At 71.8% G+C, this 12,893-nt stretch carries 12 protein-coding genes; all 12 read left to right on the top strand.

What is annotated here, in order from left to right; translation table 11 throughout:
• Positions 1-167 precede the first annotated feature (167 nt).
• The 12 genes from OG357_RS02515 to OG357_RS02460 all read left to right on the top strand — a co-directional run bounded on the left by OG357_RS02515 (position 168) and on the right by OG357_RS02460 (position 12,889).
• Positions 168-695 carry a hypothetical protein gene (locus OG357_RS02515; RefSeq protein ID WP_329619521.1) on the top strand — a complete coding sequence of 176 codons (528 nt, stop codon included), beginning with the start codon at positions 168-170 and terminating at the stop codon, positions 693-695.
• 5 nt (positions 696-700) lie between these two features.
• On the top strand, positions 701-1,888 hold the full coding sequence (locus tag OG357_RS02510) for a peptidoglycan-binding protein (protein WP_329619520.1): 1,188 nt from the start codon (positions 701-703) through the stop codon (positions 1,886-1,888).
• 11 nt (positions 1,889-1,899) lie between these two features.
• A complete protein-coding gene (locus tag OG357_RS02505; RefSeq protein WP_329619519.1) occupies positions 1,900-2,607 on the top strand; it encodes an ABC transporter ATP-binding protein in 708 nt (235 codons plus the stop codon).
• Positions 2,604-3,800, top strand: a complete 1,197-nt coding sequence (locus OG357_RS02500) for an ABC transporter permease (RefSeq protein ID WP_329619518.1) — start codon at positions 2,604-2,606, stop codon at positions 3,798-3,800. The genes OG357_RS02505 and OG357_RS02500 overlap by 4 nt, the downstream gene beginning before the upstream one ends.
• 121 nt (positions 3,801-3,921) lie before the next feature.
• Positions 3,922-4,617 (top strand): urease subunit gamma, encoded by a 696-nt coding sequence (ureA, locus tag OG357_RS02495; RefSeq protein WP_329619517.1) that lies wholly within the window; start codon positions 3,922-3,924, stop codon positions 4,615-4,617.
• The gene (locus OG357_RS02490) at positions 4,614-6,365 is read left to right on the top strand and encodes an urease subunit alpha (RefSeq protein WP_329619516.1); all 1,752 of its coding nucleotides are present in this window, start codon (positions 4,614-4,616) and stop codon (positions 6,363-6,365) included. The genes ureA and OG357_RS02490 overlap by 4 nt, the downstream gene beginning before the upstream one ends.
• Positions 6,366-6,552: 187 nt before the next feature.
• Positions 6,553-7,581: an agmatine deiminase family protein gene (locus OG357_RS02485; protein WP_329619515.1), complete on the top strand. Its 1,029-nt coding sequence runs from the start codon at positions 6,553-6,555 to the stop codon at positions 7,579-7,581.
• A gap of 75 nt (positions 7,582-7,656) precedes the next feature.
• Entirely contained in the window at positions 7,657-9,309 is a 1,653-nt protein-coding gene (locus OG357_RS02480) for an ABC transporter substrate-binding protein (RefSeq protein ID WP_329619514.1), read from the top strand.
• Positions 9,306-10,265 carry an ABC transporter permease gene (locus tag OG357_RS02475; RefSeq protein ID WP_329619513.1) on the top strand — a complete coding sequence of 320 codons (960 nt, stop codon included), beginning with the start codon at positions 9,306-9,308 and terminating at the stop codon, positions 10,263-10,265. Before OG357_RS02480 ends, OG357_RS02475 begins: the two co-directional genes overlap by 4 nt.
• Complete coding sequence (locus tag OG357_RS02470; RefSeq protein ID WP_329619512.1) at positions 10,262-11,116, top strand: ABC transporter permease; 855 nt, start codon at positions 10,262-10,264, stop codon at positions 11,114-11,116. Before OG357_RS02475 ends, OG357_RS02470 begins: the two co-directional genes overlap by 4 nt.
• Positions 11,113-12,099 carry an ABC transporter ATP-binding protein gene (locus OG357_RS02465; protein ID WP_329619511.1) on the top strand — a complete coding sequence of 329 codons (987 nt, stop codon included), beginning with the start codon at positions 11,113-11,115 and terminating at the stop codon, positions 12,097-12,099. Before OG357_RS02470 ends, OG357_RS02465 begins: the two co-directional genes overlap by 4 nt.
• Positions 12,092-12,889, top strand: coding sequence for an ABC transporter ATP-binding protein (locus tag OG357_RS02460; RefSeq protein ID WP_329619510.1), 798 nt, complete (start codon positions 12,092-12,094; stop codon positions 12,887-12,889). Before OG357_RS02465 ends, OG357_RS02460 begins: the two co-directional genes overlap by 8 nt.
• The last annotated feature ends 4 nt before the right edge of the window (positions 12,890-12,893 follow it).

The following is a 12,893-nucleotide window of genomic DNA, read 5'->3' as shown; positions in this document are numbered from 1 at the left end:
TACCACTCCACTCGACCGTGCCCCGCGCCGTCCTGTCCGCGAACCGCCTGCTCAAGGATGCCCTCCGGGGGCGTTAGCCGGCGGTTAGGCGCACGCTCACCGGTGGCTCACCCGACGCTCCGTAGAACTGCCGTACGTCATCGTCGAGAGCGAACAGGGAGCAGAACATGCGCAGTCGAGCCGAGCGGGCCCTCATGGCGGCGGCCGCCGTGGCCGCGGTACTCGTGATGAGCGGCTGTTCCTCGGAGGACACCGCTCCCAGGGTCGCAGGGGACGACGGGTCGGGCGCCGGCGCGCCGCAGGACGACAACGCGGTCCGCCGGGCCTGGGTGACCTGCATGCACGGCCAGGGCCAGAACGGCGTCCAGCAGGACAAGGACGGCAACATCTACATGCCCGCCTCGGGGATGGGCGGCGACGCCTCCGTCGCCGGGTACGAGGCGGCGGTCAAGGTCTGCGACGCGAAGAACCCCGGGATCCACCAGGCCACCGAGAAGAACCAGCAGAAGTTCGTCGAACAGGCGCGTGCCTGGGTCGCGTGCGCGCGGAAGAACGGCTACCCGGACCTCCCCGACCCCGACCCGAAGACCGCCATCCTCCAGATTCCGCGCGTTTCGTTCGACGCGGCGAAGTGGGACGCGGTCCAGCCGGCGTGCAGCAAGCTCCCCCTGCCCGGCTACCAGATCGGCCAGTGACCACCATGAACCGGACCCACACCGAACCCTCCGCCGCCGCCGGGCATTCCTCCGCCGCCGCCGAACCCGCCTCCTCCGACTCCGGCCTCGCGTCCGGCGGCACACGGCGGAAGCGCCGCCGTGTCGTCCTCCCGCTCGTGCTCGTCGCGGCGATCGGAGGGGCCGCCGCGTGGGGTGCGACGCGCCCCTGGGAACCCCGGGGTTCCGTCGCCGGACAGCCGGCCCTCGGCCACGGCGTGGTCGCGGTGGAGGAAGGGTCGCTGTCCAGCAGCATCCAGGTCGGCGGGACCCTCGCGTACGACGCGCCCACCCCCGTGATCGCCTCCGGCCGCGGTACGTTCACCGCGCTGCCCGCGGTGGGCTCCGTCGTGAAGGCGGGCGGACAGCTCTACGAGGTCGACGGACGCCCCGTCGTCCTCATGACGGGGAACCGGCCCCTCTGGCGCGACCTGGGTCCCGGCGCCGGCGACGGCCCCGACGTGGAACAGCTCAAGCGCAACCTGGTCGCGCTCGGTCACGCCGACGGTCTCGGCCTCGCCGTCGACGAGAGGTTCACGCCCGGCACCGCCACCGCCGTCAAGCGCTGGCAGAAGGCCCTGGGGGTGAAGCAGACCGGAACGGTCGCACTTGGCAGTGTCGTCATGCTGCCGCAGGCCGGTGTACGGGTGCACAAGCTCGGCGTACAGCTCGGGTCGCCCCTGGGCGCGACGTCGGCCCTGACCGTGACCGGCACCCACCTCGTCGCCGTGGTGCAGCCGGCCGACAACCAGCTGTCCCGGTTCACACCCCACGGCAAGGTGGTGGTCAAGCTCGCCGAAGGCGGCACCGTCCACGGACGCATCCGTTCCCTGATCCGCGGCGGCGGGGCCGACGGCGACGAAGGGGACGGGGGCGCGGGCGGCTCCGGCGGTCAGCAGAAGACCACCGTCACCATCGTGCTGGACGACCAGCGACAGGCCCGGCAGGCGGGACCCTCCTCCGTGACGGTCAACGTCGTCGGCGACACCGCCGCCGACGCCCTCATCGTCCCCGTCACCGCGCTGCTCGCCCTGGACGGAGGCGGCTACGGCGTCAAGGTCGTCTCCGGCACCACCACGCGGCTCGTCAAGGTGCGGCTGGGGCTCGTCGCCGACGCCAGAGCCCAGATCACCGGGGCCGTGAAGCGAGGCGACCAGGTGGTGATCCCCAAGTGACGCCGACACCCGTGCAAGCACCGGTGCTGGAGCTCGCCGGAATCACCAAGGACTACCCGGGATCGCCGCCGCTGCGCATCCTCCACGGCATCGACCTCACCGTCGAAGCCGGCGAGCTCCTCGCCGTCGTCGGCCCCTCCGGCTCGGGCAAGTCCACACTCCTCGCCCTCCTCGGTTCGCTCGACCGGCCCACCACCGGTCGGCTGCGCTTCGAAGGACGGGACCTCTCCCATCTCTCCGACCCCGACCTGGCCGCCGTCCGCGCGCACCGGATCGGCTTCGTCTTCCAGCAGTTCTTCCTGCTCTCCGGGCTGACCACGGTCGAGAACGTCGCCACGGGCCTCCTCTACAGCGGCGTTCCCGCCGCGCGACGGCGCGAAGCCGCCGCCGAAGCCCTGCGCGAGGTCGGCCTCGGGCACCGCCTCCGGCACCACCCCGACCAGCTCTCGGGAGGAGAGAAACAGCGGGTCGCGATCGCCCGCGCCCTCGTCGGACGCCCGGCGCTGCTCCTCGCCGACGAGCCCACCGGGGCACTGGACAGCGCTTCCGGCGCGGCCGTCGTCGACCTGCTGCGTGCCCTGAACGACGGCGGCACCACCGTCGTCGTCATCACCCACGACCGAGACCTCGCCGCGTCCTTCCCCCGGCGCATCGGCATCCACGACGGCCGCGTCGCGTTCGACGAGCGCCACCCGCACCCCGCAGGAGACGTCCGATGACCTCCCCCCAGCGCCGCACCCGGCTGCGCCCGACGGACCTGCTGCGCCTCGGCATGATCGGACCGCGTACCCGGAAGATGCGCTCGGCCCTGTCGGCCTTCGGTATCTGTCTGGGCATCGCCGCCGTCATCGCCGTGACGGGGATCTCCGCGTCGAACCAGGCGCATCTGCTGGCCCGCCTGGACCAGCTCGGCTCCAATCTGATCACCGTGTCGCCGGGGAAGGATTCCCAGCAGCAGCTCGTACCGCTCCCGCCCACCGCCGAGAAGATGCTCGCGCGCATCGCCCCGGTGCAACAGGTCACAGCGACCGGGGCGACCAAGGCCGACGTCTACCGCAACGACCTGGTGCCGAAGCAGCAGACCGGCAGCATCAGCGTGCTGGCCGCCAGACTGAACCTGCTCGACGTCCTGCACGCGACCCTGCGGAGCGGGGCGTGGCTGGACGAGGCCGGCGCGAACCTCCCCGTGACCGTACTCGGCGACCAGGCCGCACAGCGCCTGGGCGTGACCGCGCCGGGCGAGCGGGTCTGGCTCGGCGGGCAGCCGTACGTCGTCCGGGGGATCCTGGCGCCGAACGACCTGGCTCCCGAACTCGGCACGGCGGCCCTGGTCGGCTGGCCGCAGGCCAGGGCCCACCTGGGCGCGGACGGCAGCGCTGCCACCGTCTATCTGCGGTCCCATCCCGAACGCGTCCCCGACGTGCAGGCCGTCGCCGGGGCCACGGCGAACCCGGCCAACCCGAGCAGGGTCGCCGTCAGCCGGCCCTCCGACCTCCTCGTGGCGCGGGGCGAGGCGAAGGGCGCGCTCACCGGCCTTGTCCTCTCCCTCGCCGCGGTCGCCCTGCTCGTCGGGGGCGTCGGCATCGCCAACACCATGGTGGTGGGCGTGATGGAGCGTCGCGGTGAGATCGGCCTGCGCCGGGCGCTGGGCGCCAGGGGCGGGCAGATCGCCGTCCAGTTCCTGCTGGAGGCCGTCCTGATGGGCTTCATCGGCGGAGTCGGCGGGCTGGTCCTGGGCAGTCTCGCCGTCTACGGCTATGCCCTGGCCCAGGGCTGGCCCGTCTCCGTCCCCTTCTACACGATCGTCGCCGGTCCCTCGGTCTCCGTCCTGGTGGCCGCCGTCGCCGGGATCTACCCGGCCCTGCGCGCGGCCGGGGCGTCCCCGACGGACGCCCTGCGCTCGGCAGCCTGATGGCCAACGTTGACTGAGAATTCAGTCAGTGTCACAGTGTGCCGCACACCCGCTTCCGGTAATCCGGGCGAAAGGATGTGGACTCCATGTATGTGACCAGGACCGCGCTTCAGGGGGCGGTATGCCTCTGACCCCCACGGAGCGGGACCGGCTGCTGCTCTTCACGGCCGCCGAGCTCGCGCGGACGCGGCTGGGGCGCGGGCTGCGTCTCAACGTGCCGGAGGCGACGGCGCTGATCGCCGACACGGTGTGCGAGGCCGCGCGTGACGGCCTCCGGCTCGCGGAGGCCGTCACGCGCGGCCGCGGTGTGCTCGGCCCGGACGACGTGCTCCCCGGAGTCACCGACATCGTCACGGAGATCCAGGTCGAGGCGGTGTTCGACGACGGTACGCGGCTGGCCGTCATCAGCGACCCGTTCGGGGACGTGGAGCACGACGACAGTGCGCCCGGCGCGGTGCTGCCGCACGCGGACGCCCTGCCGGAACCGGAACCGGTGATCACCCTGACCGTCCGCAACACGGCCACGGTCCCGGTGAGCGTGACCTCGCACTTCCACTTCTTCGAGGCGAATCCCCGGCTGGACTTCGACCGGGCCGCCGCCTACGGCATGCGGCTCGCGGCCCCGGCCGGGTCGTCCACGCGTTTCGATCCCGGTGCCGTCGCCGAGGTCGGACTCGTCCCGATGGGCGGAGGGCGGATCGCGATCGGCTTCGCGGGACTCGTCGACGGGCCGCTGGACGCGCCCGGAGCGAAGGAAGAGGCCTTGCGGCGCGCCGCCGCCTGCGGCTACCTCGGAGTGGAAGGGGCGGGGCGATGAGCAAGCCCAGCAGACACAGTGACCACTGCGCGCCGGGCGCGAGCCGGCACATCGACCCGCGCGAGTACGCCGCCGTGCACGGCCCCCGCGCGGGGGACCGGGTCCGGCTCGGGGACTCCGGGCTCGTCGTGCGGGTGGAGTCGGACTCGCAGGCCCACGGCGACGAGTTCCTGGCCGGCTTCGGCAAGACGGCCCGGGACGGCATGCACCTGAAGGCCGCCGCCGTACGCGACACATGTGACGTCGTGATCACCAACGTCCTGGTGATCGACGCCGTGCTCGGCATCCGGAAGGTGTCCATCGGCATCCGCGAGGGCCGGATCCACGCCATCGGACGGGCCGGCAACCCCGACACCCTCGACGGCGTCGACGTCGTCGTCGGCACCGGAACCACCATGATCCCGGGCGAGGGCCTCATCGCCACCGCCGGCGCGATCGACACCCATGTCCACCTGCTCTCCCCGCGGATCATGGAGGCGTCGCTGGCCTCCGGCGTCACCACGATCATCGGGCAGGAGATCGGGCCGAGCTGGGGCGTCGGCGTCAACTCCCCGTGGGCGCTGAAGCTCGGGTTCGACGCCTTCGACGCGTGGCCCGTGAACATCGGCTTCCTGGCCCGGGGCTCCGCCTCCCACGAGGCACCCCTGGTCGAGGCGCTCGCCGAGGGCGGTGCCTGCGGATTCAAGGTGCACGAGGACATGGGCGCCCACACCCGGGCCCTCGACACGGCGCTCAGGGTCGCCGAGGAGCACGACGTCCAGGTCGCCCTGCACAGCGACGGCCTGAACGAGTGCCTGTCGGTCGAGGACACCCTCCGCGTCCTGGACGGCCGGACGATCCACGCCTTCCACATCGAGGGCTGCGGCGGGGGACACGTACCGAACGTGCTGAAGATGGCGGGCGTGCCGAACGTCATCGGCTCGTCCACCAACCCCACCCTGCCCTTCGGGCGGGACGCCATCGCCGAGCACTACGGGATGATCGTCTCTGTCCACGCGCTCAAGACGGACCTGCCGGGCGACGCCGCCATGGCGCGCGACCGGATCCGGGCCGGGACGATGGGCGCGGAGGACGTCCTGCACGACCTCGGCGCGATCGGGATCACCTCGTCCGACGCGCAGGGCATGGGCAGGGCGGGGGAGACCGTACGCCGGACCTTCGCCATGGCCGGGAAGATGAAGGCCGAACTCGGGCCCATGGAAGGCGACGGCGAGGGCGACGACAACGCCCGTGTCCTGCGGTACATCGCCAAGCTCACGGTCAACCCCGCCATAGCCCATGGCCTCGCGCACGAGGTCGGTTCCCTGGAGATCGGCAAGCTCGCCGACATCGTGCTCTGGCGCCCGCCGTTCTTCGGGGCGAAACCGCAGATGGTCCTGAAGGCCGGCTTCCCGGCCTACGGCGTCACGGGCGACCCGAACGCCGCCACCGACACCTGCGAGCCCTTGGTGCTCGGCCCGCTGTTCGGCGCCCATGGGGCCGCGCCGGCCGAACTCTCCGTCGCCTTCGTCAGCCGCGCCGCCGCCGAGTCGGGATCGTTCGGCTCGCCGTACGACACGCTGGGCACCCGGCGCAGGCGTGTGGCCGTACGGGGGACCCGTGGCATCGGCCCGGCCGACCTGGTGCACAACGCCAGGCTCGGGCAGGTGGACGTCGATCCGCGCAGCGGCCTCGTCACGCTCGACGGCACCCCCATGCGCTCCGAGCCCGCGCAGGACGTCTCCCTGAGCCGCCTGTACTTCCTCTGAACCTCCTCTGATTCCACCTGGCCGACGCGGCCTTCGAAAGTCCCGGGAAGTCGCATCTCCCTTCTCTTGACTGAATTTTCAGTCGGGAGGAGGATGCTGTTCACACCGCGTACCCGTCCTGTGCTCGCCCCCGGCTGAGCCGGCCGCCGCCGACAGGTACTTCTGGCGAAAAGAAGAGAGACCCGTGATGACCGCATTCCGTATGCCTGCCGAGTGGTCCCCGCACGAGGGGTGCCTGATGGCCTGGCCCGTCCGCGAGGACCTGTGGGACAGCGTGCTGGACGACGTCAAGGAGGAGTACGCGAACGTCGCCCGGGCGATCGCCGAGTTCGAGCCGGTGACCATGGTCGCCCCGGCCGGCCACGGCGACGAGGCGCGGACGAGGTGCGGCCGGCAGATCACCGTCGTGGAGCTGGCGCAGGACGACTCGTGGTTCCGTGACTCCGCCCCGCTCTTCGTGCTCGACGGCGACGGAAACCGCGCCGGGGTGGACTTCCGCTTCAACGCCTGGGGCCGCAAGCACCACCCGTACGACTCCGACGACCGGGTCAGCGCCCTGCTCCTGGAGCACCTCCGCGTCGAGCGCGTCCACTCCGACATGATCCTCGAAGGCGGGGCGATCACGGTCGACGGCGAAGGCACGCTGATCACCACCGAGCAGTGCCTGCTCCACCCCAACCGGAACCCCGGAATGAACCGGGACGAGATCGAGGCGGAGCTGAAGGCCCGGCTCGGCGTCACCAAGGTGGTGTGGCTTCCGTACGGAGGGCTGCTGGACACGGAGACCGACGGGCACGTCGACGGCGTCTGCGCCTTCGCCGCCCCCGGCAAGGTCGTCGTCTCCCTGCCCGACGACCCCGCACACCCCGACTACGCCCGGATGCGCGCCAACCGCGCCGTCCTGGAAGCCACCACCGACGCCCAGGGCCGGCCGTTCGAGATCGTCGACATCCCGCAGACCGCCTTCGGTGACATGCCCGACGGCCGGGTCGAGGTGTCGTACCTGAACTACTACGTGGCCAACGGCGGCGTGGTCGTCCCGATCGCCGGACTGCCCCAGGACGACGAAGCGCTCGCCGTCCTCGCCGAGGCCTACCCCGGTCGCAAGGTCGTCGGGGTGCCGGCGCTCGCGATCGCCTTCGGCGGCGGCGGGGTCCACTGCATCACCCAGCAGATCCCCGCACCCGCCGCACCCGTCACCCCCGCCACCGCCTGACGCGGGACGGACCGCTCCCGGAGGGCCGCACCGGCGGCCCTCCGCTCCCGCACCCCTCACGGAAAGAGCGCGACGATGACCCCACCCCAGCCCCTCGGCAGCAGACGACCCCGCGGCAGGATCGCCGCGACAGCGGTCGCCCTGACCTCCCTCGCGGCCCTCGCGGCCTGCTCCGGCCCGCCCAAGGGCGCGGGCGACACCGGCGCCGAGGTCAAGCTCTCCGCCACCACGCCGAAGGCCCGCGGCGAGATCGACTCCTTCACCTGGGCCGTCTACGCCGAGCCTCCCACCCTCGACTACACGGTCGCCTTCGACTATCCGCAGAACACGATCCTCTCCAACGTGTGCGAGAGCCTCATGCGCTGGACGCCGGGGCTCACCCTTGAGCCGGGTCTGGCGCGGAAGGCGTCGAACCCGGACCCCACCACCTGGGTCTACGACCTGCGGCCCGGCGTGCGCTTCCACGACGGCAAGGTGATGACCGCCGACGACGTGGTCCACAGCCTGGGCCGGCAGCGGGACCCGGACAACGCCGCCGCCTGGGCACAGAACTTCCAGAACGTCGCCTCCATCGGGAAGGCCGGACCGCTCCAGGTCACCGTCAAGCTCAAGAAGCCCGACTCGCAGTTCCCCCAGTACATGGCGACCGCCGCCGGAGTGGTCGCCTCCAAGTCCGGCGTCGAGGCGGCGGGCAAGGACTACGGCACGAGCGGCGGCCTCGCCTGCACCGGCCCGTTCGAACTCGGCACGTGGAGCAAGGGCCAGTCGATCGAGCTGGAGCGTTTCGACGGCTACTGGGGCACCAAGGCCAAGGCCAAGAAGGCCGTCTTCCGCGTCCTGACCGACCCCTCGGCCCGTACCAATGCCATGCTCAGCGGAGACGTCGACGGCGGCTACCTGATCCCCACCGAGAGCTACGGACGCCTCCGCGACAGCGGCCTCGGCACCCTGTACTTCGGCGAAGGCCTCAGCACGGTCAACGTCAACATCACCGACATGAAGGGCCCGCTCGGCGACCTCCGCGTCCGGCAGGCCCTGTCCCTCGCCTTGGACCGGTCCGGGTTCGTGAAGGCCGGACTCGGCGGCGCGGGCACCGTCACCAACTCCCTCACCACCCGCGCAGCCTGGGCCGGAGCCTCGGAGCAGACCCGTCAGGCCGCCTTCGCCGCGCTGCCGCCCACCACACAGGACATCGAAAAGGCCAAGGCGCTCGTCAAGGAGGCCGGTGCCACCGGCAAGACCCTGACCGTCGCCACCAGCTCCATCGGCCAGGACGTCTCGCTCCTCGCCACCGCGGTCCAGGCGGCCGGCACCCAGATCGGCCTGAAGATCAGCCTCAAGGTCATCGCCCCGAACGCCTTCACCGCCCTGTTCACGGACCCCGAGGCCCGTAAGGGCATCGACATGTTCCCGCTCACCTACTACGACTCCATCACCGACCCGCTGGACCTGCTGACGAACTTCAAGACCGGCGCCTACATGAACTTCTCCGGCTACAGCGACAAGCGCTACGACGCCCTCGTCGACCAGGCCACCGCCGTCTACGAGCCGGACCAGCGGATGAAGATCGAGGCCGAACTGCAGAAGCACGCCGCCGAGCAGCTCCTGTGGATACCGGTCGCCGAGTGGCCCACCGCCGTCTTCCTCAACAAGAAGATCACCGGCGCCCCCACCACCATCGCCTACATGTACTACCCGTGGGCCGCCGACGTGGGGGCCGCGGAGTGAGCTTCCTGAGATTCGCCGCACGACGGGTGGCGGAAATGGCCGCCACCCTGCTCACCGCGTCGTTCGTGGTCTTCGGCGCCATGTACCTGGCGCCGGGCAGCCCGGCAAGCTTCCTGCTCTCCGGACGCTCGGCCTCGCCGGAGGCCCTCGCCGCGATCAACGCCCAGTACCACCTGGACGATCCGTTCCTCGTCCGCTACCTCCGCTGGCTCGGCGACATCGTGCAAGGGGACTTCGGGCGCTCCATCACGTACCGCACCGACGTCTCCCGGCTCCTGGCCGACCGCCTCCCTACCACCCTGCTGCTCGTCGTGATGGCGCTGGTCGTGGTCGCGGTGGTCGGCCTGATCCTGGGATGGATCGCCGCCGTCCGCGGCGGAGCCACCGACTCCGCCGTCCTGGTCGGGACCACGTTCGCCGTCGGCACCCCGTCCTTCGTCGCCGCCGTGCTCCTCCAGGGGCTGTTCGCCGTGAAACTGGGGTGGTTCCCCAGCAGCGGCACGGGCGACGGCTTCCTGGACAGCGTCCGGCACCTGACCCTGCCCGCGATCGCCCTCGCGCTCTACCTGATCGGCATGCTCGCCCGCGTCACCCGCGCCGCCATGCTCGACGCGCTCGACAGCGAGCACGTCACGGTCGCCCGCAGCCGGGGCGTCCCCGAAGGCCAGGTCATCCGCCGCCATGTGTTCCGCAACTCGCTCGGCACCGTCCTCACCACCGGCGGACTGATCGTCTCCACGCTGCTCGTCTGCACGATCCTCGTCGAGACCGCCTTCAGCATCGGCGGCGTCGGTCAGCTCCTGGAACTGTCCACCACGACCAAGGACTTCCCGACCGTCCAGGCCATCTCCCTCATCATCGTGGCCCTGTTCATGGCGGTGAACCTGATCGTCGACCTCGTGCTGCCCCTGGTCGACCCCCGGATCACCCTCGGAACGAGGAGTTCCTCCGCATGACCGCCGTCCTGACACGCCGACCCGGCCTCTCCAAGGTCCGCACCGCCCGGTCCCCGCTCCACCTGGTCTGCCTCGGCCTGGTCGCCCTCGTCACCGCCGCCGCGATCCTCGCGCCGTGGGTGGTGCCGTACGACCCCAACGCGGTCGACCTCGGCAACGCCCTGGCCGGCCCGTCCGCCGCACACCCGCTCGGGGCGGACACCGCCGGCCGCGACACGCTCTCCCGGCTGCTCCTCGGCGCCCGCACCTCGCTCCTCGGGCCCCTCGGGGTCGTGGTCTTCTCCACCGTCGCCGGGGTCGCGGTCGGCACCGCGGCGGCCTGGTGCGGCGGCTGGCTGGACTCCGTCCTGTCCCGCAGCACCGAACTCGTCTTCGCGTTCCCCGGCATGCTGCTCGCCATCCTGATCATCTCGATCCACGGCGAAGGCCTGCTCGCCCCCGTCCTCGCCCTCTCCGTCGCCTACCTGCCGTACGTCAGCCGGCTGACCCGCTCCCTGGTCCTCGCCGAACGCGCACGTCCCTACGTCAGCGCCTACCAGGTCCAGGGCCACTCGGCCCTCCAGATCTGCCTGCGCCACGTCCTCCCCAACATCGCCCCCGTCGTCCTCGCCCAGTCCACCATCAACTTCGGCTACGCCCTCATGGACCTCGCCGGGCTCTCCTTCCTCGGCCTGGGCGTGCCCGCGCTCACCCCGGACTGGGGCCGCATGGTCTTCGACGGTCAGACCGCCATCCAGCACGGCTACCCGCTGTCCGCGATCCTGCCCTGCGTGTTCATCGTGCTGACCGTCGTCGCCTTCAACGTGGTCGGAGAGCGCTGGGCCGACCGCGTCGCCAGGAGGACCCGATGACCACGACGTACACACTCGACATCCGCGGGCTGCGCGTCACCCTGCCCGGCACGGCCCGCCCCGTGCTCGACGGCGTCGACCTCCACGTCGCCGCCGGCGAGACCGTCGCCCTCGTCGGCGAGTCCGGCTCCGGCAAGTCCCTCACCTCGCGCAGCGCGCTGGCCCTGCTGCCGCCCGGGGCCGTCACCGAGGGCACCGTCCGCGTCCGCGGACAGGACGTCCTCGCCATGGACACCGACCAGGTGCGGACCCTGCGCACCGGCACGGTGTCCATGATCTTCCAGGACCCGCGCGCCGCTCTCAACCCGCTGCGCCGCATCGGCGACTTCCTCACCGAGAGCGTCACCCTGACCAAGAGCATGAGTCAGGCGGACGCCACCGCGCGCGCCGTCGAACTCCTCCAGGCGGTCGGTCTCGACGACTCCGCCCTGCGCAAGTACCCGGGTCAGGTCTCCGGCGGCATGCTGCAGCGCGTCATGATCGCGGCCGCCCTGATGGGGGACCCCGCCCTCCTGCTGGCCGACGAGCCGACCACCGCGCTCGACGTCACCACCCAGGCCGAGGTCATCGCCCTCCTGGCACAGCTCCGTGAACGCTTCGGCACCGGCCTGCTCTTCGTCACCCACGACCTCGACCTGGCCGCCGCCATCAGCGACCGCGTCTACGTCATGTACGCCGGACGGATCGCGGAGAGCGGCCCCGCGGAAGCCCTCTTCGCCCGGCCCCGGCACCCGTACACGTCGGCGCTGCTCGCCTCCACGCCCCGCCTGGAAGCCCCGGGGGGCAGACTCGCCGCCATCGAAGGCCAGCCACCCGACCTGCGACAGCAGCTCAGCGGCTGTGCGTTCGCCGCCCGCTGCCCACTGGCCACGGAGATCTGCGACCGGCAGGCCCCCGACCCGAGGCCCGCCCCCGGGCTGCCGCACCACCAGGCCGCCTGCCACCACAGCGACCTGCTCGAAGGGAGCCCCGTCGATGCCTGAACCCGTCCTGGAGGCCGTCGGACTCCACCGCGATTTCGGCAGCGTGCGCGCCGTCGACGACGTGTCGTTCACCCTTCCCGAGGGCGGATCCCTGGGCATCGTCGGCGAATCCGGTTCCGGCAAGACCACCACCGCCCGGATCGTCGTCGGTCTGGAACGGGCCGACGCGGGTGAGGTCCGGGTACGCGGCCGGGTCCGCGGCGCGCGGAGCCGAGGCCGGGCCGGACGCCTCTCCCGAGCCCGGGAGGTCCAGATGGTCTTCCAGGACCCGTACCTCTCCCTCGATCCCCGGACCAGCGTCGAAGGCGTCCTGCGCGAGACCCTGCACCTGCACTTCCCGGGCGCGGATTACGACCGGCGCGTCCGCGAGCTCCTCGACCAGGTCGGTCTGGGCACCCGCGCCGCCGACGCGCGTCCGCGGCAGCTCTCCGGCGGCCAGCGCCAGCGCGTCGCCATCGCCCGCGCCCTCGCCGTCGAACCGGCCGTCCTGGTCCTGGACGAGGCGGTCGCCGCCCTCGACGTGTCCGTACAGGCGCAGATTCTCAACCTCCTCGCCGACATCCGCGAGGAGACCCGGATCGGCTACCTCTTCATCACCCACGACCTCGGTGTCGTCCGGTGCGTCACCGACGAGGTCATCGTCATGCGCCACGGCGCCGTCGTCGAGGCCGGCGCCACCGCCGAGGTGCTCGCCGCGCCGCAACACCCCTATACGCGGCTTCTGCTGGAATCCGTGCCCCGACCCGGCTGGGACCCCGAGGCGATCGCCGCGGCCCGCCGAGCGCTCTGACACC

This window comes from Streptomyces sp. NBC_01255 (assembly GCF_036226445.1).
Classification (GTDB): Bacteria; Actinomycetota; Actinomycetes; order Streptomycetales; family Streptomycetaceae; genus Streptomyces.
The sequence above is the reverse complement of the archived record's forward strand: the minus strand, read 5'-3'. Positions and strand labels throughout refer to the sequence as shown.